Below are 25,882 nucleotides of genomic sequence, written 5' to 3'. Positions count from 1 at the left end.
CCACTAGGTACACAGGGTCAACAAAATACGCTTCCTGTGACTCAAGTCACAGTCAAAGATGAACAATTGAGGAGGGGTTCCGCATTTTCCATGTGTTTCTGCCGAACATACCCGGCCTCGAACGCACCCGACGTCGATGCCGACTTCCGTGGGCCCCTGTGCAGACCTGAGATCCTACGACGTCCGTCGCTGGTCCTAGGCCGCGGTTGGGGCCCGGGCCCGATGCGGGCGCCCGGAAGCGGAGGCTAGCGTTCTTGACGTGCTCAAGACTTCCGCTGTCCCGACCCTGTCCGCCGTGCCGCCCTCCTCCGGGCATGCTGAGGGGGTGAGCAACGACGAGTTCCGCGCGGCCATGTCCCGGCTGGCCGCGGGCGTGGTCCTGGTGACCTCGCACGAGCCGGCGCTGGATCCCGAGGGGCCGAAGGGCGAGGACGTCGGCATGACGGCGACCGCCTTCATGTCGGTGTCGCTGGACCCGCCCCTCGTCCTGGTCAGCCTGCGCGAGGGCGCCCGCATGGACGACCTGCTCGCCGAGCAGCCGCTGTGGGCGGTCTCCGTCCTCTCGGAGAGCCAGCGGCACATCGCGGGACGCTTCGCGATGAAGGGCCGCGTCAGCGACCGCCTGCTGTTCGAGGACATCCCGTACGTCCGCGGCGAGGCCTCCGGCGCCCCCCTGGTCGGCGGCGCGCTGGCGACCCTGGAGTGCCGCACGGAGCAGCGGGTACAGGCGGGCGACCACACACTGGTCATCGGAAGGGTCCTCACGGCACGGGTGCCGAGTGCGGAGGGCGGGCCGCTGATGTATTTCCGGGGGCGGTACCGGCACTTGGGGTGAGACCCCCGGCCCGGAAATTCCGTCGCCCGACGACTGCCGCCCGGCCTACGGTGCCCGGATGACGACGAGTTCGGCACTCCGGCTGGAAGAGATCACACCCCGCAATGTCGAGGCCGCGATCGGCATTCGGGTCCACCCCGGCCAGGAACACGCCGTCGCACCGGTGGTGAAATCCCTCGCCGAGGCCTACGCCCACCCCGCCGGCGTCGCCTGGCCGCGCCTGATCCTCGACGGCGACCGGCCCGTCGGCTTCCTCATGGCCTTCTTCGACATCGACTGGTACGAGGACGGCAGCGTCCTGCGCTCCGGGCTGTGGCGGCTGAACATCGCGGCCGGCGAGCAGGGCCGGGGCTACGGCCGGTTCGCCGTCGACTCGGTCGCCGCCGAGATCCGCCGCCGGGGCGGCGACCGCCTGTACGTCACCTGGCATCCCGGACCGGACGGCCCGGAAGGCTTCTACCTGGGACTCGGCTTCCGTACGAACGGGGAGACGAGCGGTGGGCAGACGGTGGGCGTCCTCGATCTGTCCTGAACCGTGCCGGGCGCCGAGTCGCTACGTCCAGCCGCGGCCGGATCGGCCCCGCTTGGTCTCCGAGCGCCGTTTCTTCTCCTGCAGCCGCCGCTCGTTGATCCCCCGTGGGATGCGGGTCGGCTTGCGCGGCCGCGGCGGCGGCGCCGTCGCCTCGGCGAGCAGCGCCGCGAGGCGTACCGCCGCCGCCTCCCGGTTGCGCCACTGCGACCGGTGCTCGGAGGCCCGGACGGTGAGGACGCCGTCGACGAGCCGCCCCGCGAGCCGCTCCAGCGCCCGCTGCTTCCACACCGGGGGCAGCGCCTCGGTCGCGGCGAGGTCGAACCGCAACTCCACCTGGGTGTCACTGGTGTTGACGTGCTGTCCGCCGGGCCCCGACGACCGCGAGAAACGCCACATCAGCTCGGCCTCGGGAAGCGAGACGGAGCCGCGTACGACGTAAGGACCGGACATGCCGTCCATGTTCCCCGCCCGCCCGGTCCGCGTCATCCTGATTTCCGGCGGCAGGTAAAAAAGGTAAAGAGATCCGGAACCGTGGGGACCCCCCTTGGCGTTGCTAGAGGTGGCGGTAGCTTCATCCGCACACGCAACGAGGGAAGGGACTCCCAACAATGGCTGTAAGCCTGTCCAAGGGTGGCAACGTCTCGCTCACCAAGGAGGCTCCGGGCCTGACCGCCGTCACCGTGGGCCTCGGCTGGGACGTCCGCACCACCACCGGCACGGACTTCGACCTCGACGCGTCCGCGATCGCGGTCAACGCCCAGGGGAAGGTCTACTCCGACCAGCACTTCGTCTTCTTCAACAACAAGCAGACCCCGGACAACTCGATCGTCCACACGGGTGACAACCGCACGGGCGAGGGCGCGGGCGACGACGAGGCGATCAACGTCAACCTGGCGGCGCTCCCGGCCGACATCGACAAGGTCGTCTTCCCCGTGTCCATCTACGACGCCGAATCCCGCTCGCAGAACTTCGGCCAGGTGCGCAACGCGTACATCCGCATCGTCAACCAGGCCGGCGGCCAGGAGATCGCCCGCTACGACCTGTCGGAGGACGCGGCCACGGAGACGGCCATGATCTTCGGCGAGCTCTACCGCAACGGCGCGGAGTGGAAGTTCCGCGCGGTCGGCCAGGGCTACGCGTCGGGCCTGGTCGGCATCGCCCAGGACTTCGGCGTCAACGTCTGACGGAGTCCCTTCGGCCTCCGCGCCGGGGCCCCGGCCGTGGCAGGCCGGGGCCCCGGCGTTTTCCGCGGCCTCCCGCAACCTCTCCGGGACCGGTCCGCGATACGTTGCCCGAGTGATCCTCGAGCCCCTCTCCCCCGCCCCCGACCACGACATCCCGGGTGAGCTGCTGACCGAACTCACCGCGCTCTACGCCTCCAACCGGGAGTTCCACGCCCTCAGCGGCGACTTCCCCGACCCGGACGACATCCGCCCGGAACAGGTGGCGGCCGCGCTGGCCGACGAGTTGGCGCACCCCGACGTGGAGGTGCTGCTCGCCCGCAGTTTCGGACGGCTCGTCGGAATCGTCGTCACCCTGGCCCACCACCCGGACCCGGCCGACCCGGACCCGTGGATCGGCCTGCTGATGGTGGACGCGGCGATGCAGCGCCACGGGCACGGGCGACTGCTGGCGTCCCTGGTGGAGGACCGCTTCCGCGCCGCGGGCCGCACCGCCGTACGCCTGGCCGTGCTGGAGAACAACCCCGCCGGCCTCGCCTTCTGGACGGCGCTCGGCTACGAGGTCGTCGACCGCCGCCCGGACCGCGAGCGGGGCCGCCCGTGCGCCGTGCTGCGCAAGGCCCTGTGACACCATCGCCCCCGTGCTCGACATCGGCTACGCCCTCTCCAACCGCTTCCCCGACCCCCCGCAGACCGACTACCGCCGCGCGGACGTCCACGCCCTGCGGCACGACCTGTTCTGCGGTGACGTCTACCTCGCCGACACGGAAGCGGACCGGGAGCTGTCCACAGCGTGGGGATGGGTGCCGGTGCTCGACTTCGCATGGGCGCTGTGCGACATCGTCGAGCGGCTCGACCGGGACCCGCTCGGCAGCCGTGCCGCCCGGCCCCAGCACGCGGAGCTGGACTTCACCGAGTCGACCGACCGCCTGCTGTTCGAGCGCCGCTTCGGCTGGGTGGACATCGAGGCGGAGTGGCTGCCGCCCTCCGAGCCCCCGTTGACCTTCTCCCACACGGAACTGCGCCGCGAGGCCCGCGACTTCCTGCACGACCTGCTCGCCGACCTGACCGACCTGCACGAGGACCTCGGCGAGAACCCGGCGGTCTGGACGCTGCAGGCCCGCTTCCCCCGCGTCCCCTGACCGGAGCCCGCGAAGCCGTCACCGGGTACGGGACCGCTCCTCACGGCTCCAGCACCACCTTGCCGACCGTGGCCCGCGTCTCTAGGGCCCGGTGCGCCGCGGCCGCCCGGGCGAGCGGGAAGCGCTGGACGGCCGGCACCAGGCGGCCGGCCGCGGCCTCGGCCAGGGCGCGCTCCTCCAGGGTGCGCAGGGGGTCCGGGCCGCCCGCCTTCCGCAGCATCACGGGGCCGAGGACCTGCTCGGAGACGCCCTCGACGAGATACCCGCGGCCGCCCCGGATGCCCTCGGCGGACCACCCGAACACGAGGTGCCGGCCGCCCGGCGCGAGCAGTCCCACGGCGGTCCGGGCCACCGCGCCGCCGACGCCGTCGAACACCACGGTGACCCTGCCGCGATACTCCTCGAGCCGGCCCGCCCAGGCGGGGTCCGTGTAGTCGACGGCGAGGTCGGCGCCGTTCTCCCGCACCCGCGCGGCCTTCTCCGGCCCGCCCGCGAGCCCGATCACGGTGGCGCCCGCGTGCCGGGCGTACTGCACGAGGAGGGTGCCGATGCCGCCCGCGGCCGCCGGGACGAGGGCCACGGAGCCGGGCCCCAGGTCGGCGAACTGCAGGATGCCCATCGCGGTACGGCCCGTACCGATCATGGCGACGGCCTGCGCCGCGTCCAGGTTCGCCGGTACGTCGTGGAGGCGGGCGACGTCCGTGACGGCGAGTTCGGCGTAGCCGCCCGGCGCGAAGCCGAGGTGGGCGACGACCCGCCGGCCGAGCCAGCGGGCGTCGACGCCCTCGCCCAGGGACTCGACGGTGCCGGCGACCTCGCGCCCGGGGATGGTGGGCAGCGGGGTCGGGCCGGGCGCGGGACCGGTCTCGCCCTCGCGGAGCGCGGTGTCCAGCAGGTGCACGCCGGCCGCGGCGACGGCGATACGGACCTGGCCCGGGCCCGGTTCCGGGTCCTCCACCTTCTCGAAGGTGAGGTTCTCGGCGGGGCCGAAGGCGTGCAACCGGATCGCGTGCATGGGGGCTCCTCTCGTCGGTCCCACCCTTCAGCCTCAAGCGCACTTGAGGTCAAGCGGCGACGGCGCAGGCCGGGGCGACTGTCAGTGGCGGGGTGCAGCATGGGGGCATGGTGCGGAAGGCGCGGGTGGTGAAGGCGGCGCGGCGGCCGGAGGTCCGGCTGCCCGAGTTGGCGGCGTGGACGGACGGGGAGGTGGCGCCGGACGGGGACTACGACGGGCTGGAGTTCCGGGACGCGGATCTCACGGGGCAGGGCGGCGAGGGCGCCCGGTTCCTGGACTGCGCGCTGACGGGGTGCGCGCTGGACGGGACGGGGCTGCACCACGCGCGCGTGCTGGACTCGGTCCTCACGGGCATACGGGGCGTGGGCACGGACCTCGCGGAGGCGACGCTGCGCGACGTGGAGCTGGTGGACGCCCGGCTCGGCGGGACCCAGTTGCACGGGGCGGTGCTGGAGCGGGTACTGGTGCGCGGCGGCAAGATCGACTACCTGAACCTGCGCAAGGCGCGGCTGAAGGACGTCGTCTTCGAGGGCTGTGTCCTCATCGAGCCGGACTTCGGGGGCGCCCGGCTGGAGCGGGTGGAGTTCGTGGACTGCGTGCTGAAGGGAGCCGACCTGACGGCGGCGACCCTGGTGGACGTGGACCTGCGCCGCGCGGCGGAGCTGGACGTCGCGCGCGGGGTGGACCGCCTGTCCGGCGCCACGGTCAGCCATGCCCAGTTGCTGGACCTCGCGCCGGTGCTGGCGGCGGCGATGGGGCTCCGGGTGGCGGAGGCCGACTGAGACGGTTCCCGGTGCCGCCGTGGCTCGCCTGGGCACCTCCCAGGGTGGACCATGGAGAGGAGCCGACGAAGGAGGCCCGTCATGAAGTCATCCGGAGCCTCGGAGTACGACACCTGGCTGTACTCCCACACCCCGTCGCAGGCCGAGGGTGAGCGCGACGAGCCAGGCGAGCGCAGTGCCTGGGAGCAGCACCCGGAGGTACCCCGCACGGAGCCGTCCCAGGCGGAGGGCGAGCGGGGCGGGGACGAGCAGGGGCCGAATCGCCCCTGACCACGGTGACGCCGTGATCGGCGGTGGCCTTCGGTGTCGTATGTCGCTGTCAGCGCACTCAGCCACCCGGGCCTGCTGCGGGACAAGAACGAGGACAGTCTCGTCGCCGGACCGTGGACGCTGTGCGCCACCGTCACCGAGAACCCGCAGACGCTGGTCTTCCCCCTCGGGACGCCCCTGGTCGTCGCCGTGGCCGACGGGCTCGGCGGGCACCCCGGGGGCGAGGTGGCGAGCGCGCTCGTGGCCCGGCGCTTCGCGGCCCTCGGGCCTGCGCTGAGCAGTGAGGACGCCGTCCGGGGCGCCGTGGACTCCTGCAACCGGGCCGTCTACACGGCCGCCGAGGGCGGCGACGACGACGGCCGCGGACTCGCGATGATGGGCACCACCGTCGCGGGTGCCGTCCTGCTGCCCGAGGAGCTGCTGGTCTTCAACGTCGGCGACAGCCGGGTCTTCGCCGCGCCCCCGAGCGGCCTGCGGCAGGTGAGCGTGGACGACAGCCCGCCCCTGGCGCCCGGGCGGCGCACCACCTCGCTGGTCACGCAGTGCCTCGGCGGCTCCCCGCACTACCGTGCCGTCGTGCCGCATGTGACGGCCACACCGCTGTCACCGGGCGACCGCTATCTGGTCTGCACGGACGGTCTCACGGATCCGGTGCCGGAGGAGACGATCGACGAGGTGCTGCGGGAGCACGACGACGGACGGGCCGCCTTCGAGCTGTGGGAGGCCGCCATCGGCGCGGGCGGCCCCGACAACATCACCCTCGCGGTCGTCCGCGTCGCCGACGGCTAGGAGTCCGCCGCCGACCGCTCCGCCGGGGACCGCCGCACCGCGGACCGCCCCAGCTCCGCCAGCGCCCCGTCGGTCAGCCGGTAGACCGTCCACTCGTCCTGCGGGCGGGCGCCCAGGGACTCGTAGAAGTCGATCGAGGGGCGGTTCCAGTTCAGCACCGACCACTCCAGGCGCTCGTAGCCGCGCTCCACGCAGATGCGGGCCAGTTCCGTCAGCAGCGCCTTGCCGTGGCCGGCACCGCGGGCCTCCGGGCGGACGTACAGGTCCTCCAGGTAGATGCCGTGCACGCCCCGCCAGGTGGAGAAGTTCAGGAACCACAGCGCGAACCCGACGACCTGTCCCCCGTCGTCCTCGGCGATGTGCGCGAACGCCGCCGGGCGCGCCCCGAACAGCGCCTCGCCGAGCTGTTCCGGGGTGGCCCGGGCCTCGTCGGCCGCCTTCTCGTAGGCGGCGAGTTCGCGGATCAGGGTGTGGATGACGGGGATGTCGTCGGGGGTCGCGGTGCGGATCATGCGGGCAGTCAAACACAGGCGGGGCCGGGACCACCAAGGCCCGGCCCCGGCCCGCGGGCGCCGACGGCTCGGCGCGGGCGTCGTACGCCGGTCGCCGGTCGCCGGATCAGTGGCGTCCGGCGACCCGGTCGGCCAGTTGTGCCAGCCGTGACGACTCGGTACCCGGCGTCGTCCGTTCCCGCCGGTCCGCCGTGCGGTAGGTGGCGTACATGCCGTGCACGCCCAGCCAGCGCAGCGGTTCCGGCTCCCACCTGCGCACCCGGTGGTTCACCCAGGGCAGCGCCGTCAGCTCCGTCGCGCCCGCCTGGCCCGCGTCCTGCTGGACGAGGTCGCGGAGTGTGCGGGCGGCGAGGTTGGCGGTGGCGACGCCCGAGCCGACATAGCCGCCCGCCCAGCCCAGGCCCGTGGAGCGGTCCAGGGTCACCGTGGCGCACCAGTCGCGCGGCACGCCGAGCACGCCCGACCAGGCGTGGCTGATCCCGATCCCGGCCAGCGACGGGAAGAAGCGGACCAGGATGTCGTGGAGCGCCTCGACGGTGGCGGGCTGGGTGCGGCCGTCGTTGTCCGTGCGGGAGCCGAAGCGGTAGGGGACGCCCCGGCCGCCCAGCGCGATGCGGCCGTCGGCGGTGCGCTGCGCGTACATGTAGGCGTGCGCCATGTCGCCCAGCGTCTCGCACCCCTGCCAGCCGATCCGCTCCCACTGCGCGTCGGTGAGCGGCTCGGTCGCGATCATGGACGAGTTCATGGGGAGCCAGGTGCGCCGCTGGCCCTTCAGGGCGGCCGTGAAGCCCTCCGTGCAGCGCAGGACGTAGGGGGCGCGGACCGTGCCGTAGGGCGTCACCGCGTGCTTGGGGCGGATCTCGGTGACCGGGGTGTGCTCGTGGATCGTCACGCCGAGCGCCTCGACGGCCGCCGCGAGACCCTTGACCAGCTTCACCGGGTGCAGCCGCGCCCCGTGCGGGGTCCAGGTCGAGCCGACCGCGTCCGCGACCCGGATCCGCTCGGCGGTCTGCCGGGCGCCGTACAGCTCCCGGTCCTTCTCCCCGTACGACAGTTCCTGCTCGTGGAACGCCTTGAGCCGGGCCAGTTGCGCGGGCGTGTACGCCACCTCCAGGACGCCGCCGGCGTGCACGTCCGCGTCGATGCCCTCCTCCTCGGTGACGCGGACGACCTCGGCGACCGTGTCGTTCATCGCCCGCTGCAGGCGTACGGCGGCCTCGTGGCCGTGCAGCTTCGCGTACCGGTCGCGGCCCGCGATGCCGTTGTAGAGCCAGCCGCCGTTGCGGCCGGAGGCGCCGTAGCCGCAGAACCTCTGCTCCAGGACGACGATGCGCAGGAAGGGCGCCGCCTTCTTCAGGTAGTAGGCGGTCCACAGACCGGTGTAGCCGCCGCCGACGACGACCACGTCGGCGGACGCGTCCCCGGCGAGGGGTTCGCGGGGGTCGGGGAGGCCGTCGTCGGCGTACCAGAAGGAGACGCCGCCGTTGACGACGCCACTCACCGCACTGTTCATGCGCGGGACGTTAGCTCCTGAGAGCGACCAGTGTCTCCTTCGGATTCCATGGTTTTCCGCAGCCGCGGGTCAGCGGGTAGCAGGCCAGTCCGATCAGCACCGAGACGAAATGCCCGACATCGGTGAAGGTGGGGGCCGCGGTCAGGGGCAGGGCGTAGACCACCGCGACGACGGTCAGGTACGCGTACCTCCACGGCGCGGCGATCCGGTACGTGAGCACGCCGACCACCCCGGCCAGCGCGTAACTGACCCCGAAGTCGAGCGTGTAGACCGCGGAGTGCGGGGCCATCCCGTCCCTTATGGCCTGCAACAGCGCCCCCTCGCTGACCAGCGTGGCGAGCACGTGCGCGGCGGCGCACACGCCGAGCCAGCGGGCGGTGCCCAGCCAGCGCTCCGCCTGTGCGTGGAAGACCGTGTAGAGCGCGGCGTACGGCAGCCAGTGCCCGCCGTCGATCCACATCGCGCTGGTGATGAACGCGCGCAGCGGGTCCTCGGACAGTTGGTGGATGTTGGTGGAGCGGTGCCGCAGGAAGCGCTCCTCGAAGTGCGGCGACATGTGGTGCAGGGCGATGGTCGTGAAGAACAGGATCAGCAGCCACACGTACGTCCCCGGGGCGCTGCGTATGTACTCCGCCGCGGCCCGGAGGCCGCTGCGGATCCGCCTGACCCCGTCCACACAGGCCAGTATGGTCGGAAAGGTGATCGAGGTGCCTGGCGAGTTGGCCGCTTCTCAGGAGAAATTCAACGGGGAGGCGGGGCGGGCGTTCGTCACGGACCTGCCCCGGAGGGCCGAGGAGTTCCTTCGGCGCTGGGGGCTGCGGGTGGACGGGCCCGCGATGTACGGCGTGACCGCGCTGGTCCTGCCGGTGATCCGCGATGGGGGTGCCGCCTGCCCGTCGGCGCTCGGGGAAGGTTCCCCGGCCGCGCTCAAGCTCCAGCTCCGGGACGCGGAGAGCGAGGGCGAGCCCCTGGCGCTTCGCGCGTGGGACGGGCGGGGTGCCGTACGCCTGCTGGAGCACGACGAGCCGACCTGCACGCTGTTGCTCGAACGGCTGGACGAGACCCGCATGCTGACCCATGTGCCGGACACGCGCGAGGCGGTCCTCGTCATCGCGGAGCTGCTGGCCCGCCTGACCGCCGTACCGGCCCCGGAGGGGATGCGCCGGCTCGGCGACATCGCGCGGGCGATGCTGGAGCGGGTCCCCCGGGCGCTCGGCCGGATCCCGGACCCGGCGGACCGTCGGCTGGTCGCGGACTGCGCGGCCGCCGTGCGCGAGGTCGTCTCCGAGCCCGGCGACCGCCTGCTGCACTGGGACCTGCACTTCGACAACGTCCTGGCCGCCGACCGCGCCCCCTGGCTGGCCATCGACCCCAAGCCGCTCGCGGGCGACCCCGGCTTCGACCTGCTCCCCGCGATCCGCAACCGCTACGACCCGGCTCAGACCCGGTGGCGCTTCGACGTCCTGGCCGACACGGTGGGCCTGGACCGGGAGCGGGCACGGGCGTGGACGCTGGGCCGTGTGCTGCAGAACTGCCTGTGGGACGTCGAGGACGGCCGGCCGCTGGAACCGGTCCAACTGGAGATCGGGCGCGCACTGCGCGGGTGACCGCGGATGACCGACGGCCTCGGACAGCCGGGGGCGCCGACGCGGTGACCGAAGTCCCGGGCGACCGGGGGCCGTCGGCGCGGTGACCGAAGTACCGGGCGACCGGGGGCCGTCGGCGCGGTGACCGAAGTACCGGGCGGGCGCCGGGGCGGCGGCACGCCCGGGCGTCCGGCTCCGAGACACGCCCCCATATGGCCGATCCGACATTCAGCGACTTATCCGGTCATAGCGTACCCAATATGACGAAACGCCATCTCGCCTACGTCGCGTGTGTCACAGCGCTCGTCGCGTCGGGGTGCGGCGCCCTCGCCGACCCCCTCCCCGCAACTCCCAGCACCCGCACCGTGCGTCCGGGCGACTCGATCCAGAAGGCGGTGGACGCCGCCAAACCGGGGGACACCATCCTCCTCTCCGCCGGCATCTACCACGAGAGCGTCCGGGTGAGCACCTCCGGGCTGACCCTGCGCGGCATGGGCCGCGGCACCGTGCTCCAACCGGCCGACGGCGCAACCTCGAACGCGTGCGCGAAGGCCGGCAACGGCATCTGCGTCGAGGGGACACGGACCAACCCCGTCACGGACGTCACCGTCAGCTCCCTCGCCCTGTCCGGCTTCCCCAAGAGCGGCCTGTGGTCGACCTGGACCGACCGGCTGACCGTCCGGCAGGTGACCTCCGAGAAGAACAAGGCGTGGGGCATCGCCCAGGACCACTCCACCCGGGGCGTGTTCCTGGACAACACCGCCCTCGACAACGGCGAGGCGGGCCTGTTCCTCGCCAACACGGTCGCCGCGGAGGGCGGGGCCACGGATGCCAAGGGCGCCGTGATCGCCCGCAACCGCCTGGAGGGCAACCAGATCGGCGTCACCGTCCGCCGTCTGAGGCACCTCACCGTCACGGGCAACGACCTCACCGCCAACTGCGCGGCCCTCTTCGTCGTCGGGGACGAGAACACCCCACGGGCCGGCGCCCTGACCGTGAGCGACAACCTCGTCCACCAGAACAACAAGTACTGCCCGAAGACGGCCCGGCTGCCCTTCCTGCAGGGCTCCGGCATCGTCCTGACCGGCGCCGAGAACACCCTGGTGACCCGGAACACCATCACCGACCAGGCGGGCAAGTCCCCGCTGTCGGGCGGCATCGTGCTGTTCAAGAGCATGGTCGGCGCCACGAACGACCGCAACCAGATCACCGGCAACACGGTGCGGCGCAACGCCCCGGCGGACCTCGTCAACGGGGACGTCGGCAAGGGCAACACCTTCCAGGCCAACACCTGCGGTGCCTCCAAGCCCGCGGGGCTGTGCTGACGGACCGGTCCCGCCGCCGTGCGGACCCAGAGAGGAAAGGCAGCACATGACGACCGTAAGCCCTGCCCCGACGCCCTCCATGCAGCTGCGGGAACTCGTGTTCGGGGCGGCGTGCGCCGCCGCCCTCCGCGCGGCGGCCCGCCTCGGGGTCGCCGACGCGCTCGGAGAGCGCCCCATGGCCGTGGAGGACCTGGCGGCCGCGGTGAAGACCGAACCCCAGCCCCTGCGGCGGCTGCTGCGCGCCCTGACCTGCTACGGCGTCTTCGCCGAGCAGGGGGACGGCACCTTCGCGCACACCGACACCTCCCGGCTGCTGCGCGAGAACGACCCCGGCAGCCTGCGCGCCATCACCCTGTGGTGCACCGAGCCGTGGACCTGGGACGCCTGGCCGCGGCTGGACGAGGCCGTGCGCACCGGCCGTGACGTCGTGCGGTCCCTGTACGGCAAGGAGTTCTTCACCTACCTGCACGAGGACGCCCCGGAGTCCGCCGAGGTCTTCAACCGCGCCATGACGACCTCGAGCGAGCAGTCCGCGCGGGAGGTCGCACACCTGCTCGACCTGTCGGGCAGTACCTCCGTCGCGGACATCGGGGGCGGGCAGGGGCATGTGGTGGCGAGCCTGCTGGAGAAGTACCCGTCCATGCACGGCACCCTGCTCGACCTGCCGCGCGTGGTGGAGAACGCCGACCCCCGGCTGCGCGAGGGCGGCGCGCTCGCCGACCGGGTGCGCATCGTCGCCGGCGACTGCCGTGAGGCCGTTCCGGTCCGGGCCGATGTGTACATCATCAAGAACATCCTGGAGTGGGACGACGACAGCACCGCGCGAACCCTGCGCAACGTCGCCACGGCGGGCGGGCCCGGGGCGCGCGTCGTAGTCATCGAGAACCTCGTCGACGACACGCCCTCGATGCGGTTCTCCACCGCCATGGACCTGCTGCTGCTCCTCAACGTGGGCGGGGCCAAGCACACCACGAAGAGCATGGCGGAACGGATCACCGCCGCAGGGCTCGTGATCGACTCGATCAGCCCGGTCAACCCCTACCTGCACGCGTTCGACTGCACGGTCCAGGGATGACCGGAGGGCCGAAGGCCCCCTCCTCCACGGTCCAGGGATCACCGGAGGCCATGGGGGTCCTTCCTGCCCGGTCCGGGGATGACCGGAAGGCCGAAGGCCCCTTCCTGCCCGGTCCAGGGATGACCGGAAGGCCGAAGGCCCCCTCCTCCACGGTCCACGGATGACCGGAGGGCCAAGGGCCCCTTCGTGCCCGGTCCTACCCGGTCCCACCCGGTCCTGCCCGCACCTGCCCTGACCGTCGGCCGCCGGGTCCGCGTCCTCGCGGGCCCGGCGGCCGCAGGCCATGGGGAGGTTCAGGCGCCGGCGTCCCGCTCCCAGAGGTAGAAGCGCTGCGCCATCGCGTCCTTCGGAGCACGCCAGGTCTCGGGGTCGTACGCGCTGACGTACGCCTGCAGCCGGTCGCTGAGGTCCCGGAACTCCGGGTGTTTGGTCACCTTGGCGATGGCGGGGCCGGGATCCCGGTCGGTCTCGACGAGGTGCATGTACACATCGTGGAACTGGAAGAGGCTGCGCCGGGTGACCCCGACGAGGTGCGGCAGCTCTCCCCGGTCGGACTCCGCGAACAGCTCGGCGATGCCCGGGGCCGAGCCCGGCTTCATCTTGGCGACGATCAGGGCCTGGTACATCGGTCAGTCCTCCGTTCGGTTCAGTCCGCCCGGGCCGGTGCGGACCGGCGCCCGGCGGCTGCCTTCCTTCTCGATGCGGTCCCGGATCAGGGCCATCTGGACCTTCGAGTTGCGGTTGATGTTGTCGGTCATCCAGGCGTCGTCGACCGGCGCCTCCGGCTTCATCGCGAAGTCCTGCGTCCACACCATGCGGGTGCCTTCGGGGACCTCCTCGTAATGCCAGCGGATGTTCATGTACGCGAAGGGACCCGGCTCGACGCGGCGGGCCTTGACGCTGAGCGTGTCGCGGTCCGTCTCCCGCTCCGAGACCCAGCTCCACACCGTGCCGTTCTCGTCGGGGTGCATGGTCAGCCGGAACGTGGTCCTGTTCCCCTCGCGGGACAGCACGTCCACGGAGGCGTACTCGCTGAACAGGTTCGGCCAGTTCTCCAGGTCGTTGGTCATGTCCCAGACCAGGTCCACCGGAGCGGCGATGGTGATGGCGTTCTCGGTGTGTCCGGCCATGTCAGGCTCCTGCCATGAGGGTGCTGTTGACGAGATCGAGGAACTGCCGGGGGGTCTTGCAGCGCTCCGCGTCGGGAGGCATCGGGGTACCGTGCCGGTTCTCCAGTTCGCCCACGATGCCGAGCAGGCCGAGCGAGTCGACGCCGAGGGCGTCGAAGCCGGAGTCGCACCGCTGCTGCAGCTCCTGCGGGGCGACGGTGACTCCGGCGGCCTTCTTCATCAGTTCGGACAGTTCTTCCAGGGTGATGCGGTCACTCATGTGGTTGCTCTCCTTTGCTCCAGGGGTGCCTCGCTACGAGGCGTCGCTTGCCGGTCGTTCGCCTGCGCGGCACAGACAGCGGCTCAGTGGGCCGCGCCGTGCCGCAGCACGAGCGCCGCGTTCGACCCCATGAGTCCCCGGCTGAGAACCAGCGCCGTACGCAGCTCCGCGGCGCGGGCGCGGACGGTCACCAGGTCGAGGTCATGGCAGATGTCGGCGACGTTGGGGGTGGGCGGGATCAGGCCGTGCTCCATGGCGAGCACCGCCGCCGCGACGTCCAGGACGGGCGCCGCGCAGTAGCTGCGGCCTATGCCCGTCTTGGGCGCCGTGACGGGCACGCGCCTGCCGTGGGCCCCCAGGGCGTCGGCGATCGCCAGCGCCTCGGCCCGGTCCGCCTCCGGCACGCCGAGGGCGTCGGCGAAGACGACGTCGATCTCCTCGGGGGCGCACCCCGCCTCGTCCAGGGCACCGCGGATCGCCTGGGCGAGTCCCTCCCGGGACAGCTCCCAGCGGGAGGCACCGGTGAACGTGGCCCCGTGCCCCGCCAGGGTGGCCCGCACGGGCACCCCCCGCTCACGGGCCGCGCTCTGCTCCTCCACGACGAGCATCGCGCCGCCCTCGGCGGGCACGAACCCACAGGCTCCCTCGGTGAACGGCCGGTAGGCGCGCGCCGGGTCCTCGACGTAGCTCAGCTCCTCGTAGCCGAGCTGGCAGACCATCGAGTAGGGGGCCAGCGGAGCCTCGGTGGAACCGGCCACCATCACATCGGTGCCGCGCCCCACGGCCCGCGCGGCGTGCGCCAGGGCGTCGAGCCCGCCGGCCTCGTCGGCGGCGACCACGGAGCACGGCCCCTTGAAACCGCGGCGGATGGAGATCTGGCCGGTACTGGCCGCGTAGAACCAGGCGATGGACTGGTAGGGGCCGACGAAGCGGCTTCCCATGCTCCACAGCTTCTGTGTCTCCCGCTGACCGAACTCGCCGCCGCCGGACCCGGCCGCGGTGACCACACCCAGGGAGAACGGCGAGCCGCGCTCCTCGGCGCTCCCGATCCGGGCGTCCGCCAGGGCGAGGTCGGCCGCGGCCATCGCGAAGTGCGTGTACCGGTCGGTCTGGACGAGGTACCGCTCCTCGACCACCGCCGACGGGTCGAAGGCACGTACCTCGCCGGCCACCTTCAGCGGCATGTGCCCGCACCCCTCGCGGGTGATGCGGTCCAGAACGCTGATGCCCTCCTTGGTGGACTTCCAGAAGGTGTCGATACTCGTTCCGTTGGGCGCGACGACGCCGATTCCGGTGACGCCGGCGCGCCTGACGTGAGGTGCGCTCATCGTGTCCTCTCCCTTTGCCGGGTCAGGATCACCGCGGACTGGAAACCGCCGAACCCGCTGCCCACGGAGAGCACGCTGTTCAGCCTCCGTTCGCGGGCGACACGTGGCACGTAGTCCAGGTCGCACTCGGGGTCGGGGGTCTCGTAGTTCGCGGTCGGCGGTACGACCTGCCGGTCCAGGGCCAGCACACAGGCCACGGTCTCGATCGCGCCGATCGCCCCGAGGGAGTGGCCCACCATGGACTTGATGGAACTCATCGGCGTGTCGTAGGCGTGATGGCCCAGGGCCCGCTTCACGGCCGCGGTCTCGTGGCGGTCGTTCTGCCGGGTGCCCGAACCGTGCGCGTTGACGTAGTCGATCGCCGAGCCGTCGAGGCGGGCGTGGTCGAGCGCCACCTCGATGGCCCGGGCCATCTCCAGGCCCTCGCTGGTCAGTCCGGTCATGTGGTAGGCGTTGCCGAAGGTGGCGTAGCCGCTGACCTCGCAGTACACGCGCGCGCCGCGGGCCCGGGCGTGCTCCAGCTCCTCCAGGACCAGCACTGCGCCGCCCTCGCCCATGACGAAACCGTCGCGGTCGGCGTCGAAGGGGCGGGAGGCGTGTGCGGGGTCGTCGTTGTTCGGGGACGTGGCCTTGATCGCGTCGAAGCAGGCCATGGTGATCGGTGAGATCGGCGAGTCCGCGGCCCCCGCCACGCAGATGTCGGCCCGGCCCTCCTCCACGGTGTGGAACGCGTACCCGACCGCGTCGAGCCCCGAGGTGCAGCCCGTGGAGACGGTCTGCACCGGCCCGTGCACGCCAAAACGTTCCGCCACCATCGAGGCCAGCGTGCTCGGCGCGAACGCCCGGTGCAGGTGCGGACCCGCCTCACGGTGGTCCACGTCCCAGCGCTGCCCGCGATGACTGACCAGGACGTAGTCGTGTTCCAGACGGGTGGTGGCGCCGACCGCGGTCCCCAGGGAGACCCCGACCCGCCAGGGGTTCTCCCGAGCGAGGTCGAGACCGGAGTCCCGTACCGCTTCCGCGCCCGCGACCAGGGCGAACTGGATGTACCGGTCGGCACGTTCGATCTGCTCCGGATCCAGCCCATGGGCCAACGGGTCGAAATCGCACTCGGCGGCGATCCGCGACCGAAGGCCGGTCGGGTCGAAGAAGGTGATGCCCCGCGTCGCGGTACGGCCGTTGGCGAGCAAATCCCAGAACGCCGGTACGCCGATGCCGCCCGGTGCCACAACGCCTATGCCGGTGACCGCCACGCGCCGGGTCATGAACGGACCTGACCTCGGCCGGCCGGCCGGGCACCGCCCGCCCCGGCTCCCTCCGCCGCAACCGCCACGGCGTCGGTCTCCTCGGTGTCCACATGGCCGAGCTCCGGACGCGGGGCCAGGGGACCCAGATGGAAGACGACGCGGGCCTCCACGTCCCCGACGTTGCGGAAACGGTGCCGCATGTAAGCGGGGATCATGAGCCCCTGCTCGGGCCGCAGGGGATGGGGCTCGCCGTCCAGGTCCACCTCGAGCTCCCCGCAGACCACGTACACGAACTCCTCCGAGTACGGGTGGTAGTGCTCGGCGACGCGGTCACCGGGCTGCACGATGGCCACACCCATGAAACCGCTGGTGGAGCCGACCGTGGCCGGGGTGAGCATGGCGCGCAGATCGCCACCGCGCCGGGTGTTGGGCTTGATCTCGCTGAGATCGACAGTTCTGGGGCAGGGTTTGTTCACGTCGTTTCCTCCGATGATGTGCTGCGTCGACTGGGGTCACGGCCCCCCGGACCACGGGGACGGTCAGGCATCCGCCGACCGGCGGTCGGTGATGAGGTCCATCCGGGCGAGCGTGAGGAAGGGCGCGAGGTCGCCGCTCTTCAGTGCCGAACCGTCCGTTCCCACGGCACGGCCGTCGAGAAGGGTCGTCAGCTCGGCCGCCAGCCCGGAGTCGGGAAGGCCCAGGGAGAGAACGGGGTCCGCGTCCAGACCGCCCCGGACGTCGATCAGCCGCACCACGATGTCCTCACGCTGGAAGATGGTGCTGCCGCAGACCGGAGAGTGCGGGTCGTCCGCCTGCACCTCGTCCTGCTCGGCCAGCAGCCGGGCCAGCCGCATGCCACAGCCCTGACGGGCCGGGTAGAACAACGCGTGCCGCTTGGCCTCCGGACACTCCTGATCCGACGTCACGTGGTGCACCGCCGGCACCGCCGCCAGTGTGAAGAAGACCCGGGCCGACTCCGGATCGTTGAGGTCCCGCTCCCGCTCCAGATACGGGTTGATGGCCTCCTCGACAGCCCGCACCTGCGGCTGCCGGGCCACATGCCGCAGGGCCGCCCCCAGATCGCCCTCCACCTCCACGGTCCGCACCACCCGGTTGCCGTGCATGAACAGCGTGGTCCGGAGCAGGCGCGTCGTGTCGTTGACCCGGGCCTCGGGCGGGTCGTAGTTGGCGAGGATCTCGGCGACGGCCGCCTCACTGCCCGGCTTCACCGTGAAGGTCAGCGCATGACGGACCACCCCGTTGCCGATCCGGGGGGACACCCGGAACCGGCGCGGCACGGACCCTGCGGCCGGCAGCCCCACGCCCGTCTCCCGCAGGATGTGGAAACGCAGCGACCTGGTGTCCCGGACACACCCGTGCAGCGGCCGCACCATCCGCATGTGCTCCTCGCTGTTCACCCACTCGAGGAAGGGCGGGGCGCTCTCCCACTCGCTGGTGATCAGCCACTGGGAGGGGTTCTCGATCGACTGGCAGAGCTGGTCGTTGAGATGCCCGGGGACGGACGCCATCTCGCTGCACATCTGTTCGTACGCTTCCAGGAACTGCTGCTGGGCTCCGTCGTACACGTCCACCAGCAACAGAACCCGCAGCGGGGAGCCGTCGAACACGGACTGGGAGACCCGTTTCGGCACCTGCGACGTGAGCGGATCTGAAACACGTTCAGACGTAGTGGTCATGCTGCGCTCTTCTCCTTCGGCGGGGGCAGAAGCCGACGACGGCCACAGGTGACGCGACGTCAGCGTTCCTCGATCGTGTTCCGGCCGCAGAGAACGCGCGACTCGTATGAACCACGCGGGTGATTGGCCACGCGGACGCACGCGGAGCCGCTCCCAGAGGGCATGGAAACTGCAGCGCGCCTCACAACCGCACCCCTGCCCCTGGAGGCACCGATGCACCAAGAAGCCGACCACCGGGTTCCGGTCCTCATCGTCGGCGGCTCCCTGGTGGGCCTGTCCATGTCCCTGTTCCTGGGCCGTCACGGCGTACGACACACCCTCGTCGAGCGCCACGCGGGAACCTCGATCCACCCGCGCGGACGCGGCAACAACGTACGGACGATGGAACTCTTCCGGGTGGCCGGCATCGAGCCGGACATCAAGACGGCGGCCTCGCTCCTCGCCGACAACCACGGCATCCTGCAGACCCCGACACTCGTCGGCGAGGCCGGCGAATGGCTGTTCCGGAACATCGACCCGGGCGGCGGACTCGCCAGGTTCAGCCCCACCACCTGGTGCCTGTGCAGCCAGAACGACCTCGAGCCCGTCCTGCTGCGCAACGCCCGTGAACTCGGCGGCGACCTCAGGTACTTCCACGAGATGGAATCCTTCGAACAGGACCCCGAAGGAGTGACCGCCGTCGTCCGCGACCGCGCCACCGCCGAGCGCTACACCGTCCGCGCGGACTACCTCGTCGCGGCGGACGGCCCGCGCAGCCCCGTCAGACACCGGCTCGGCATCGGACAGACCGGAACCGGCGCCCTCTTCGCCAACGTCAGCGTCACCTTCCGCTCCAAACTGCTCGCCGACATCGTCGGCGACCGGCGCTTCATCTGCTGCTACCTCACCGATCCCGACGCCGACGGCGCCCTGCTGCCCGTCGACAACGAAGAACGCTGGGTCTTCCACGCACCCTGGCACCCCGAGCGCGGTGAAACCCTCGAGGAGTTCACCGAGGATCGCCTCCGGCGCCACATCCGACGCGCCGTCGGATTCCCCGACCTCGACGTGGAGGTCACCGGACAGGCGTCCTGGCACGCCGCCGAACGCGTCGCCGACCGGTACGCGGCCGGCCGGGTCTTCCTCGCCGGGGACTCCGCCCACGAAATGTCCCCCACCGGCGCCTTCGGCTCCAACACCGGCATCCAGGACGCCCACAACCTCGCCTGGAAACTGGCCGCCGTCCTCGGCGGCTGGGCCGGACCCAGCCTCCTGCGGAGCTACGACACCGAACGGCGCCCGGTCGCCATCGCGACCAGCGCCCGCGCCTCCGCCCGCTCCGTGGAGCACAGCCACCCGGGCTTCTCCCCCGCGCCCGGAACGGTCGGCCAGGGCCCCAAGAGGGACATGCTCAACGTCGTCCTCGGCTACCGCTACCCCGAAGGCGCCCTCCTCGGCGCCGACCCCGCCCAAGCGGTCGTCCCCGAAACGATGCGGCTGACCGGGGAGCCCGGCAGCCGCGCCCCGCACCTGTGGCTGCGCCGCTCCAGCGCCCGCCTGTCCACCCTCGACCTCTACGAACGCGCCCTGGTCCTGCTCAGCGACGCACGCTCCACGGCGGGATGGCACGACGCGGCCCACCGCCTCGCCGTGACGGAGCGCGTACGCCTGGAGACCTACCGCATCGGCGAAGGCCCGGACGCCGACCTCACCTACGACACGGACGGCGCAGGCGACGCACCCGACTGGGCCCGCGCCCACGGCACGACGCCGGACGGGGCGGTACTGGTACGACCGGACGGATTCGTGGCATGGCGATCACCTGGAGCCGTACCGGACCCGCTCGGAACACTGCGGGAAGTACTGGCGGAGGTGCTGGACAGAGGCTGAACGACGAGCGGACGGTCGCCCGTCCAGCGACAAGGGGACGGACGCCCGTCCCGCCCCGCGACAAGGTGACGGACGCCCGTCCCGCACGACACCGGACCACGACGAAGGCCACCCGCACGACGCGGGTGGCCTTCGCCGCTGTGGAGCCCCCTGTCGGATTCGAACGGACGACCTTCGCTTTACAAGTTCGTTCTCCACCCGGCCGGGCTGAGGCCCGCCTCATGCACCGGTGCCGCACGCGCCTGCTGGTTGCCGCCGCCGTCCGTGCTCGTTGATGCCAGCGGTGGATGTCGGCGAAACAGCTCCGGCAGCGGGCAAGCCTCCTGCTGTCATCGATCAACCGGACGCGCCGGTCGACGGCCGGAGAGGTGAGCCGTCGCGCTGTTACACAGCGGTGACGGTTCCCGTATCGATCAAGGTTATGTGATCATTCACACTAAGTGCATCGCACGCCGCAAGGGCCGATACCGGGGGGCCGGACGGAACCGCCGGGCGATCTTCTCGCTTCACCACTCTTGTCATCCCTGGGGGGATCACCATGCCTGCCGTGCTCGCGCGCCACCGCCTCACCCTCCGTGCCGCCGTCGCCACCGCCGCTCTCGCCGGCGCCCTGCTCACGCCGGCCGTCGCCTTCGCCGCCGACGGCCAGTCCGGCACCGACACGCACTGCACCGCGACGCAGACCATCCCCTCCGCCTTCGGCGGCTGGACAGTCGACCTGACCAACAGCCTCTCGGCGGGCCCCAAGGCCGTACTGAAGGACGACAAGGGCAAGACGGTGTCCACCGTGGACCGCGCCCACCCCGAGGACCTCGCCAACGGTCTCAAGATCAAGAACGCGGACACCACCTCCCCGCTCCTCCTCGACCGCTCCCAGGGCGACCCGGCGCCGTGGCGCCAGACGCCGTTCCCGGCCCTGCCGAAGGACTGCGTGGGGACGGGCACGGGCAGCGGTTCCGGCACGGGTACGGGGTCCGGGTCGGGTGCCGGTACCGGCACCGGTAGCGTCACCGTCATCGGCAAGTGCACCGTGATGCAGACCATTCCCTCCCGCTTCGGCGGCTGGACGGTCGACCTGACCAACAGCCTCTCGGCGGGACCCAAGGCCGTGCTGAGGGACGGCAAGGGCAAGGCGGTGTCCACCGTGGACCGCAACCGCCCGGAGGACACCGTCAACGGCCTGAAGATCGAGAAGGCCTACAGCACCGCCCCGCTCTTCCTGGACAACAACCAGGGCGGCGACTCCCCCTGGCGCACGACGCCCTTCCCGAAGCTGCCCAAGGGCTGCGTGAACACCGGCACCGGCACCGGCGCCGGTAAGGGCACCCCCCAGACCACCAAGGCCACCCAGACCAAGGTCGTCCCCACCGGCGCCGTCGCCGCGGGCGCCGAGGGCACCGGCAGCTCGCAGAACACCGCGCTGCTGGCGGGCGGAGCGGTCCTGGCCGCGGGCGGTGTGGCCGGCCTCGGTTACGTGGTGCGCCGCCGCCGCGCGGGTGTCTGATCCTGCGTCACCACCGCACCTGGCGGGCCACCGGTCGTCACCGGCGGCCCGCCTTCACGTCTTCTCCCCCAGGCGACTCCCCCAGCACAGCCCAGGAAGCCCCGAGGAACCCCGATGAACGCGCCCCCAGCCCAGGAAGCGCCGCCCCCGTCCCCGCCCTCCCGCAGCCGCCTGCGCTGGATCGCGGCCACGGCGGCGGCAGCACTGGCCGTCGGCGGCTGGATGACGGTCATCGCCGTACACGCCGACACCCCGGCACCCGCCGCACACGGCCCCGCGGCGAACATCACCGCCTCCGCTCCACCGCCGTCGCCTGCGTCCGCTCCCTCGCCCACGTCCTCACCGGCTCCGCTGCCCGCATCCGCGCCCGTGCGGGTCCGTATCCCGGCCGCCGGCGTCGACACCTCCCCCGTCCTCCAACTCGGCCTCGCCGCCGACGGAACCGTCCAGGTGCCGTCCGTCGCCCAGGCCGACCGCATCGGCTGGTACCGGGAGGGCGTCACCCCCGGTCAGACGGGCCCGGCCGTACTCATCGGCCACTTCGACACCGTCAAGGGGCCCGCCGTCCTGCGCAACGTCACGCGCGTGCGTCCCGGCGACACCATCACCGTCGACCGCGCCGACGGCTCCACCGCCGTCTTCGCCGTACGGACCCTGCAGCAGGTGGACAAGAGACACTTCCCCACCCAGCGGGTGTACGGCGACACCTCCCGCCCGGAACTGCGCGTCATCACCTGCGGCGGCGACCTGCGCGCAGGCCACCGCCCGGACAACATCATCCTGTACGCCGACCTGGTACGAACCTCCGCGAGCTGAGCCATGCAGGGGCTGGTGTGCTGCGCCGGTGATACGAACACCACGGGCGGCGAAGTCTCCATGGGCGTGGCAAGCCACGGCAACTGCGGTCAGTAGCCGGTCGAGTGGGACCCGGACCCGGGCCGCCCGTTGATCGCGTCTTCCAAGAGGACGAGCCCGGACACACAGCGCGAGGCCATCGATCACAGGATCGCCTGCTCAGGCGCCGTGTCGATCGTGAGTGACCGCCCGGGTCGATGTCACCCGTGGATGTCGAACGCCCCGGACCGATCATCGGCCGGGGCGTTCGTGCTGTTCAGCGGGAGAGCCCCCTGTCGGATTCGAACCGACGACCTTCGCTTTACAAGAGCGGCGCTCTGACCAGCTGAGCTAAGGAGGCGTGCACCTGCGTGCCTGTGCAGTGTACCCACGTCCGGGGGGAGGTCCGTCGAAAATTTCCGCGAAGTTCACAGCCACCGAGGTACTGACAGACCGGTGAACGCCAGGTACCGTCTCGAGCCAGTTCACTCTTGTGGACTACACCACGACGGAACCCCGTCGTAGTGGCAACCACCTTCCTACTCGGATCGTCCGGCACGTTCCTGCCGGTAGAAGGGGGCCCATTCACCATGGCCACTGTCACGTTCGACAAGGCGACCCGGATCTACCCGGGTTCCGAGAAGCCCGCCGTCGACGGTCTCGACATCGCGATCGAGGACGGGGAGTTCCTCGTCCTGGTCGGCCCGTCCGGCTGCGGCAAGTCGACCTCGCTCCGCATGCTGGCGGGGCTCGAGGACGTCAACGCCGGCGCCATCCGCATCGGTGACCGCGACGTCACGCACCTGCCGCCCAAGGACCGGGACATCGCCATGGTGTTCCAGAACTACGCCCTCTACCCGCACATGACGGTGGCGGACAACATGGGCTTCGCGCTGAAGATCGCCGGCGTCCCGAAGGCGGAGATCCGCCAGAAGGTCGAGGAGGCCGCGAAGATCCTCGACCTCACCCAGTACCTGGACCGCAAGCCGAAGGCCCTCTCCGGTGGTCAGCGCCAGCGTGTCGCGATGGGCCGCGCCATCGTCCGTGAGCCGCAGGTCTTCCTCATGGACGAGCCGCTGTCCAACCTGGACGCCAAGCTCCGCGTGTCGACCCGTACGCAGATCGCGTCGCTCCAGCGCCGCCTCGGCATCACCACCGTCTACGTCACCCACGACCAGGTCGAGGCCATGACGATGGGCGACCGGGTGGCCGTGCTCAAGGACGGCCTGCTCCAGCAGGTCGACAGCCCGCGCAACATGTACGACAAGCCGGCGAACCTGTTCGTCGCCGGGTTCATCGGCTCCCCCGCCATGAACCTCATCGAGGTGCCGATCACCGACGGCGGTGTGAAGTTCGGCAACAGCGTGGTCCCGGTGAACCGCGAGGCCCTCAAGGCCGCCGCCGACAAGGGTGACCGCACGGTCACCGTCGGTGTCCGCCCCGAGCACTTCGACGTCGTCGAGCACAACGGCGGTGCCGCCGCCGCCCTGTCCAAGGACACCGAGGACGCCCCGGCGGGCCTGGCGGTCTCGGTGAACGTGGTCGAGGAGACCGGCGCCGACGGCTACGTCTACGGCACCGTCGAGGTCGGCGGCGAGAAGAAGGACCTCGTGGTGCGCGTCAGCAGCCGCTCCGTCCCGGAGAAGGGCTCGGTGCTGCACGTGGTGCCGCGTCCGGGCGAGACCCACGTGTTCTCGACCTCGACCGGCGAGCGCCTGTCCGACTGAGGCAGCGACCTGCGGTGATTCACCCTGGTTGACGAAAAGGGCCCCGCGGCCTCCCGCGGGGCCCTTTTCGCTGTCGGCAAATACCCCGACATACGGGGCATTTCGATCGGCCTGCGTCAACCCGTTACCCAGAAATCAGCGCTTCGCCGTCACTCGAACCGGTGACTAAATGTCGCCAAATCACTACCGGGCGCTACCCTCACTCGCGTGAAGCACACCACTACTCCACAGGAACGGCGCGGCCGGGGCCCCGCCCACCGGATCGGCCGCACCCTCGCCCTCGTTCTGCCCGTCGTCCTGGTGCTGTCCGGGACGCTCGCGGTGACCCGCGTCAACTGGTCGGGCGGTCCCAACTCGGTGCTCGCCGCCTCCTCCGAAGACGTCTCCACGCGCGCGTCCTCCCGGGCCCCGCAGGACGTGCTGCGCGACAAACTCCTGCTGGAGCTGCAGGAGAAGAACCCGGGCGTCGCCCTCACCCACCTCCAGGAGGCCGTCAACGGCCGCCCGTCGCTGGCGAAGCACTGCGTGTCCATCGCCCGGGCGCTGGGCCGCGCCGCGGTCCGTGTGTACGGGCCCTCGCGCGCCCAGGCCTACGCCCGGCCGGTCTGCGACACGTCCTTCGCCTCGGGCGTCGCGGGCGGGCGCGACTGACGGCCGGGACGGACGGGGCGCGAGGGCGACGTACAGTGCGGTCATGACCGATCCGAACGCCGCCTCGCGTCCCGTCCAAGCCGTCGTCCTGGCCGGAGGCCAGGGCTCCCGGCTGCGTCCGTACACCGATGACCGGCCCAAGCCGATGGTGGAGATCCCGGGCACCGGGACGCCCATCATCGGACACCAGCTCGCCTGGCTCGCCGAGGAGGGCGTCACGGACGTCGTGGTCTCCTGCGGCCACCTCGCCGAGGTCCTGCAGAACTGGCTGGACTCCGCCGACCTCCCGCTGCGCGTCACGACGGTGGTGGAGTCGGAGCCGCTCGGCCGCGGCGGCGGCCTGCGCTACGCCGCGGAGCACCTGCCGCACCCCGACAAGCCGTGGTACGCGACGAACGGCGACATCTGGACCCGGTTCTCGCTGCGCGACATGGCGGACTTCCACACCGAGCGCGACGCGGCCGCCACGCTGGCGCTGGCACGGCCGCGCATCCCGTGGGGCGCGGTGCAGACGGACGGCTTCGGCCACGTCACGGACTTCATCGAGTCCCCGCCGTCGACGTTCGAGATCAACGCGGGGGTCTACGTCTTCTCCGCCGAGTTCGCGAAGATGCTCCCGGAACGGGGCGACCACGAGCGTACGACGTTCCCCCGCCTGGCCCGCGAGCGCCGCCTGGCGGGCTTCCCGATCCCGCAGGGTGCGTACTGGCGGGCGATCGACACGGCGAAGGACCTCACGGAAGCGGCAAAGGAACTGGCAGCCCAGTCCAACTGACGCCACGTCGGCAGCCTTGCCTGCCCCCGGCGTCGCCGCCGTCAGCCTGTTCCCGGCGGGCGCCCCCTGCGGTGGGGTGCGCCCGCCGGGTCCGCTGTCCCGCGCGGGGTGAACGCCGCCGGGTCCGCTGCCCCGTGCTGAGAGCACCCCGTCCGGGATCCGCTGCCCCGTCCTGAGAGCACCCCGCCCGGGATCCGCTGCCCTGTGTCGAGACCACACCCGCCGCGATCCGCTGCCCGCGTTGGCACCCCACCCGTCCGGGATCCACTGCCCCGCGTTGGCACCCCACCCGTCCGGGATCCAC

29 protein-coding genes and 1 tRNA gene are annotated in these 25,882 nt (G+C 71.7%); 17 read left to right on the top strand and 13 right to left on the bottom strand.

Annotated elements, in window-relative coordinates; all coding sequences use genetic code 11:
* Positions 1–259 precede the first annotated feature (259 nt).
* Both ACZ4SW_RS23645 and ACZ4SW_RS23640 read left to right on the top strand, forming a co-directional pair.
* The gene (locus tag ACZ4SW_RS23645; RefSeq protein ID WP_468248524.1) at positions 260–835 is read left to right on the top strand and encodes a flavin reductase family protein; all 576 of its coding nucleotides are present in this window, start codon (positions 260–262) and stop codon (positions 833–835) included.
* 58 nt (positions 836–893) lie between these two features.
* Complete coding sequence (locus tag ACZ4SW_RS23640; protein WP_468248518.1) at positions 894–1,367, top strand: GNAT family N-acetyltransferase; 474 nt, start codon at positions 894–896, stop codon at positions 1,365–1,367.
* Positions 1,368–1,388: 21 nt separating this feature from the next.
* Here ACZ4SW_RS23640 and arfB read toward each other — a convergent pair whose 3' ends face one another.
* Positions 1,389–1,826, bottom strand: coding sequence for an alternative ribosome rescue aminoacyl-tRNA hydrolase ArfB (gene arfB / locus ACZ4SW_RS23635; RefSeq protein WP_468248896.1), 438 nt, complete (start codon positions 1,824–1,826; stop codon positions 1,389–1,391).
* 149 nt (positions 1,827–1,975) lie between these two features.
* Between arfB and ACZ4SW_RS23630 the strand changes: the two genes are divergently transcribed.
* From ACZ4SW_RS23630 to ACZ4SW_RS23620, 3 genes are all read left to right on the top strand, one after another.
* Positions 1,976–2,551, top strand: coding sequence for a TerD family protein (locus tag ACZ4SW_RS23630; RefSeq protein WP_468248512.1), 576 nt, complete (start codon positions 1,976–1,978; stop codon positions 2,549–2,551).
* Between the two features lie 112 nt (positions 2,552–2,663).
* The gene (locus ACZ4SW_RS23625) at positions 2,664–3,176 is read left to right on the top strand and encodes a GNAT family N-acetyltransferase (RefSeq protein ID WP_468248506.1); all 513 of its coding nucleotides are present in this window, start codon (positions 2,664–2,666) and stop codon (positions 3,174–3,176) included.
* A 13-nt stretch (positions 3,177–3,189) separates the two neighbouring features.
* Positions 3,190–3,690 carry a hypothetical protein gene (locus tag ACZ4SW_RS23620; protein ID WP_468248498.1) on the top strand — a complete coding sequence of 167 codons (501 nt, stop codon included), beginning with the start codon at positions 3,190–3,192 and terminating at the stop codon, positions 3,688–3,690.
* 40 nt (positions 3,691–3,730) lie between these two features.
* Here the strand turns inward: ACZ4SW_RS23620 and ACZ4SW_RS23615 are convergent, their stop codons facing one another.
* The gene (locus tag ACZ4SW_RS23615) at positions 3,731–4,705 is read right to left on the bottom strand and encodes a zinc-binding dehydrogenase (RefSeq protein WP_468248493.1); all 975 of its coding nucleotides are present in this window, start codon (positions 4,703–4,705) and stop codon (positions 3,731–3,733) included.
* A 107-nt stretch (positions 4,706–4,812) separates the two neighbouring features.
* Here ACZ4SW_RS23615 and ACZ4SW_RS23610 point away from each other — a divergent pair, with 107 nt between their 5' ends.
* The 3 genes from ACZ4SW_RS23610 to ACZ4SW_RS23600 all read left to right on the top strand — a co-directional run bounded on the left by ACZ4SW_RS23610 (position 4,813) and on the right by ACZ4SW_RS23600 (position 6,546).
* The gene (locus ACZ4SW_RS23610) at positions 4,813–5,487 is read left to right on the top strand and encodes a pentapeptide repeat-containing protein (protein WP_468248486.1); all 675 of its coding nucleotides are present in this window, start codon (positions 4,813–4,815) and stop codon (positions 5,485–5,487) included.
* A gap of 81 nt (positions 5,488–5,568) precedes the next feature.
* A complete protein-coding gene (locus tag ACZ4SW_RS23605) occupies positions 5,569–5,757 on the top strand; it encodes a hypothetical protein (protein ID WP_468248479.1) in 189 nt (62 codons plus the stop codon).
* A 33-nt stretch (positions 5,758–5,790) separates the two neighbouring features.
* Positions 5,791–6,546 carry a PP2C family protein-serine/threonine phosphatase gene (locus tag ACZ4SW_RS23600; protein WP_468248473.1) on the top strand — a complete coding sequence of 252 codons (756 nt, stop codon included), beginning with the start codon at positions 5,791–5,793 and terminating at the stop codon, positions 6,544–6,546.
* On the opposite strand, the gene ACZ4SW_RS23595 is transcribed toward ACZ4SW_RS23600, so the two are convergent.
* The 3 genes from ACZ4SW_RS23595 to ACZ4SW_RS23585 all read right to left on the bottom strand — a co-directional run bounded on the left by ACZ4SW_RS23595 (position 6,543) and on the right by ACZ4SW_RS23585 (position 9,247).
* The gene (locus ACZ4SW_RS23595; RefSeq protein ID WP_468248466.1) at positions 6,543–7,058 is read right to left on the bottom strand and encodes a GNAT family N-acetyltransferase; all 516 of its coding nucleotides are present in this window, start codon (positions 7,056–7,058) and stop codon (positions 6,543–6,545) included. The two genes, ACZ4SW_RS23600 and ACZ4SW_RS23595, sit on opposite strands and share 4 nt — an antisense overlap.
* A 106-nt stretch (positions 7,059–7,164) precedes the next feature.
* Positions 7,165–8,571, bottom strand: coding sequence for an NAD(P)/FAD-dependent oxidoreductase (locus ACZ4SW_RS23590; protein ID WP_468248461.1), 1,407 nt, complete (start codon positions 8,569–8,571; stop codon positions 7,165–7,167).
* 10 nt (positions 8,572–8,581) lie between these two features.
* Positions 8,582–9,247, bottom strand: coding sequence for a rhomboid-like protein (locus tag ACZ4SW_RS23585; RefSeq protein WP_468248454.1), 666 nt, complete (start codon positions 9,245–9,247; stop codon positions 8,582–8,584).
* Between the two features lie 10 nt (positions 9,248–9,257).
* Here ACZ4SW_RS23585 and ACZ4SW_RS23580 point away from each other — a divergent pair, with 10 nt between their 5' ends.
* From ACZ4SW_RS23580 to ACZ4SW_RS23570, 3 genes are all read left to right on the top strand, one after another.
* Entirely contained in the window at positions 9,258–10,178 is a 921-nt protein-coding gene (locus tag ACZ4SW_RS23580) for an aminoglycoside phosphotransferase family protein (protein ID WP_468248447.1), read from the top strand.
* A gap of 239 nt (positions 10,179–10,417) precedes the next feature.
* A complete protein-coding gene (locus ACZ4SW_RS23575; RefSeq protein ID WP_468248441.1) occupies positions 10,418–11,482 on the top strand; it encodes a right-handed parallel beta-helix repeat-containing protein in 1,065 nt (354 codons plus the stop codon).
* 46 nt (positions 11,483–11,528) lie between these two features.
* Entirely contained in the window at positions 11,529–12,557 is a 1,029-nt protein-coding gene (locus ACZ4SW_RS23570; RefSeq protein WP_468248433.1) for a methyltransferase, read from the top strand.
* A gap of 293 nt (positions 12,558–12,850) precedes the next feature.
* Here ACZ4SW_RS23570 and ACZ4SW_RS23565 read toward each other — a convergent pair whose 3' ends face one another.
* The 7 genes from ACZ4SW_RS23565 to ACZ4SW_RS23535 all read right to left on the bottom strand — a co-directional run bounded on the left by ACZ4SW_RS23565 (position 12,851) and on the right by ACZ4SW_RS23535 (position 18,218).
* A complete protein-coding gene (locus ACZ4SW_RS23565; RefSeq protein WP_468248427.1) occupies positions 12,851–13,183 on the bottom strand; it encodes a TcmI family type II polyketide cyclase in 333 nt (110 codons plus the stop codon).
* Positions 13,184–13,186: 3 nt separating this feature from the next.
* On the bottom strand, positions 13,187–13,687 hold the full coding sequence (locus tag ACZ4SW_RS23560) for an SRPBCC family protein (protein WP_468248420.1): 501 nt from the start codon (positions 13,685–13,687) through the stop codon (positions 13,187–13,189).
* A gap of 1 nt (position 13,688) precedes the next feature.
* Positions 13,689–13,946, bottom strand: coding sequence for an acyl carrier protein (locus tag ACZ4SW_RS23555; RefSeq protein WP_468248413.1), 258 nt, complete (start codon positions 13,944–13,946; stop codon positions 13,689–13,691).
* Between the two features lie 83 nt (positions 13,947–14,029).
* Complete coding sequence (locus ACZ4SW_RS23550) at positions 14,030–15,274, bottom strand: ketosynthase chain-length factor (RefSeq protein ID WP_468248406.1); 1,245 nt, start codon at positions 15,272–15,274, stop codon at positions 14,030–14,032.
* Complete coding sequence (locus ACZ4SW_RS23545; protein ID WP_468248399.1) at positions 15,271–16,539, bottom strand: beta-ketoacyl-[acyl-carrier-protein] synthase family protein; 1,269 nt, start codon at positions 16,537–16,539, stop codon at positions 15,271–15,273. The genes ACZ4SW_RS23550 and ACZ4SW_RS23545 overlap by 4 nt, the downstream gene beginning before the upstream one ends.
* On the bottom strand, positions 16,536–16,997 hold the full coding sequence (locus tag ACZ4SW_RS23540) for a cupin domain-containing protein (RefSeq protein WP_468248392.1): 462 nt from the start codon (positions 16,995–16,997) through the stop codon (positions 16,536–16,538). The genes ACZ4SW_RS23545 and ACZ4SW_RS23540 overlap by 4 nt, the downstream gene beginning before the upstream one ends.
* Positions 16,998–17,060: 63 nt before the next feature.
* On the bottom strand, positions 17,061–18,218 hold the full coding sequence (locus tag ACZ4SW_RS23535; protein WP_468248385.1) for a SchA/CurD-like domain-containing protein: 1,158 nt from the start codon (positions 18,216–18,218) through the stop codon (positions 17,061–17,063).
* A gap of 213 nt (positions 18,219–18,431) precedes the next feature.
* Here ACZ4SW_RS23535 and ACZ4SW_RS23530 point away from each other — a divergent pair, with 213 nt between their 5' ends.
* The 3 genes from ACZ4SW_RS23530 to ACZ4SW_RS23520 all read left to right on the top strand — a co-directional run bounded on the left by ACZ4SW_RS23530 (position 18,432) and on the right by ACZ4SW_RS23520 (position 22,407).
* Positions 18,432–20,087 (top strand): FAD-dependent oxidoreductase, encoded by a 1,656-nt coding sequence (locus ACZ4SW_RS23530; RefSeq protein ID WP_468248380.1) that lies wholly within the window; start codon positions 18,432–18,434, stop codon positions 20,085–20,087.
* 538 nt (positions 20,088–20,625) lie between these two features.
* A complete protein-coding gene (locus ACZ4SW_RS23525) occupies positions 20,626–21,591 on the top strand; it encodes a hypothetical protein (RefSeq protein ID WP_468248374.1) in 966 nt (321 codons plus the stop codon).
* Positions 21,592–21,705: 114 nt separating this feature from the next.
* Entirely contained in the window at positions 21,706–22,407 is a 702-nt protein-coding gene (locus tag ACZ4SW_RS23520; protein WP_468248368.1) for a class F sortase, read from the top strand.
* Positions 22,408–22,712: 305 nt separating this feature from the next.
* Here ACZ4SW_RS23520 and ACZ4SW_RS23515 read toward each other — a convergent pair.
* Positions 22,713–22,786, bottom strand: a tRNA-Thr gene (locus ACZ4SW_RS23515).
* A 229-nt stretch (positions 22,787–23,015) separates the two neighbouring features.
* On the opposite strand from ACZ4SW_RS23515, the gene ACZ4SW_RS23510 reads away from it, so the two are divergent.
* From ACZ4SW_RS23510 to ACZ4SW_RS23500, 3 genes are all read left to right on the top strand, one after another.
* Complete coding sequence (locus ACZ4SW_RS23510) at positions 23,016–24,152, top strand: ABC transporter ATP-binding protein (RefSeq protein ID WP_468248363.1); 1,137 nt, start codon at positions 23,016–23,018, stop codon at positions 24,150–24,152.
* Between the two features lie 207 nt (positions 24,153–24,359).
* Positions 24,360–24,803 carry a hypothetical protein gene (locus ACZ4SW_RS23505; RefSeq protein ID WP_468248356.1) on the top strand — a complete coding sequence of 148 codons (444 nt, stop codon included), beginning with the start codon at positions 24,360–24,362 and terminating at the stop codon, positions 24,801–24,803.
* A gap of 43 nt (positions 24,804–24,846) precedes the next feature.
* Positions 24,847–25,578, top strand: a complete 732-nt coding sequence (locus ACZ4SW_RS23500) for a nucleotidyltransferase family protein (RefSeq protein ID WP_468248350.1) — start codon at positions 24,847–24,849, stop codon at positions 25,576–25,578.
* Positions 25,579–25,882 lie beyond the last annotated feature (304 nt).

Source organism: Streptomyces sp. NPDC028331 (assembly GCF_055565775.1).
The sequence above is the reverse complement of the archived record's forward strand: the minus strand, read 5'-3'. Positions and strand labels throughout refer to the sequence as shown.

Coding starts and splice junctions, on each gene's coding strand:
- ACZ4SW_RS23640 (WP_468248518.1), top strand. CDS start 894: ATGACGACGAGTTCGGCACTCCGGCTGGAAGAGATCACACCCCGCAAT.
- arfB (WP_468248896.1), bottom strand. CDS start 1,826: ATGGACGGCATGTCCGGTCCTTACGTCGTACGCGGCTCCGTCTCGCTT.
- ACZ4SW_RS23630 (WP_468248512.1), top strand. CDS start 1,976: ATGGCTGTAAGCCTGTCCAAGGGTGGCAACGTCTCGCTCACCAAGGAG.
- ACZ4SW_RS23615 (WP_468248493.1), bottom strand. CDS start 4,705: ATGCACGCGATCCGGTTGCACGCCTTCGGCCCCGCCGAGAACCTCACC.
- ACZ4SW_RS23610 (WP_468248486.1), top strand. CDS start 4,813: ATGGTGCGGAAGGCGCGGGTGGTGAAGGCGGCGCGGCGGCCGGAGGTC.
- ACZ4SW_RS23605 (WP_468248479.1), top strand. CDS start 5,569: ATGAAGTCATCCGGAGCCTCGGAGTACGACACCTGGCTGTACTCCCAC.
- ACZ4SW_RS23595 (WP_468248466.1), bottom strand. CDS start 7,058: ATGATCCGCACCGCGACCCCCGACGACATCCCCGTCATCCACACCCTG.
- ACZ4SW_RS23590 (WP_468248461.1), bottom strand. CDS start 8,571: ATGAACAGTGCGGTGAGTGGCGTCGTCAACGGCGGCGTCTCCTTCTGG.
- ACZ4SW_RS23580 (WP_468248447.1), top strand. CDS start 9,258: ATGGTCGGAAAGGTGATCGAGGTGCCTGGCGAGTTGGCCGCTTCTCAG.
- ACZ4SW_RS23575 (WP_468248441.1), top strand. CDS start 10,418: ATGACGAAACGCCATCTCGCCTACGTCGCGTGTGTCACAGCGCTCGTC.
- ACZ4SW_RS23570 (WP_468248433.1), top strand. CDS start 11,529: ATGACGACCGTAAGCCCTGCCCCGACGCCCTCCATGCAGCTGCGGGAA.
- ACZ4SW_RS23565 (WP_468248427.1), bottom strand. CDS start 13,183: ATGTACCAGGCCCTGATCGTCGCCAAGATGAAGCCGGGCTCGGCCCCG.
- ACZ4SW_RS23560 (WP_468248420.1), bottom strand. CDS start 13,687: ATGGCCGGACACACCGAGAACGCCATCACCATCGCCGCTCCGGTGGAC.
- ACZ4SW_RS23555 (WP_468248413.1), bottom strand. CDS start 13,946: ATGAGTGACCGCATCACCCTGGAAGAACTGTCCGAACTGATGAAGAAG.
- ACZ4SW_RS23550 (WP_468248406.1), bottom strand. CDS start 15,274: ATGAGCGCACCTCACGTCAGGCGCGCCGGCGTCACCGGAATCGGCGTC.
- ACZ4SW_RS23545 (WP_468248399.1), bottom strand. CDS start 16,539: ATGACCCGGCGCGTGGCGGTCACCGGCATAGGCGTTGTGGCACCGGGC.
- ACZ4SW_RS23535 (WP_468248385.1), bottom strand. CDS start 18,218: ATGACCACTACGTCTGAACGTGTTTCAGATCCGCTCACGTCGCAGGTG.
- ACZ4SW_RS23530 (WP_468248380.1), top strand. CDS start 18,432: ATGCACCAAGAAGCCGACCACCGGGTTCCGGTCCTCATCGTCGGCGGC.
- ACZ4SW_RS23525 (WP_468248374.1), top strand. CDS start 20,626: ATGCCTGCCGTGCTCGCGCGCCACCGCCTCACCCTCCGTGCCGCCGTC.
- ACZ4SW_RS23520 (WP_468248368.1), top strand. CDS start 21,706: ATGAACGCGCCCCCAGCCCAGGAAGCGCCGCCCCCGTCCCCGCCCTCC.
- ACZ4SW_RS23510 (WP_468248363.1), top strand. CDS start 23,016: ATGGCCACTGTCACGTTCGACAAGGCGACCCGGATCTACCCGGGTTCC.
- ACZ4SW_RS23500 (WP_468248350.1), top strand. CDS start 24,847: ATGACCGATCCGAACGCCGCCTCGCGTCCCGTCCAAGCCGTCGTCCTG.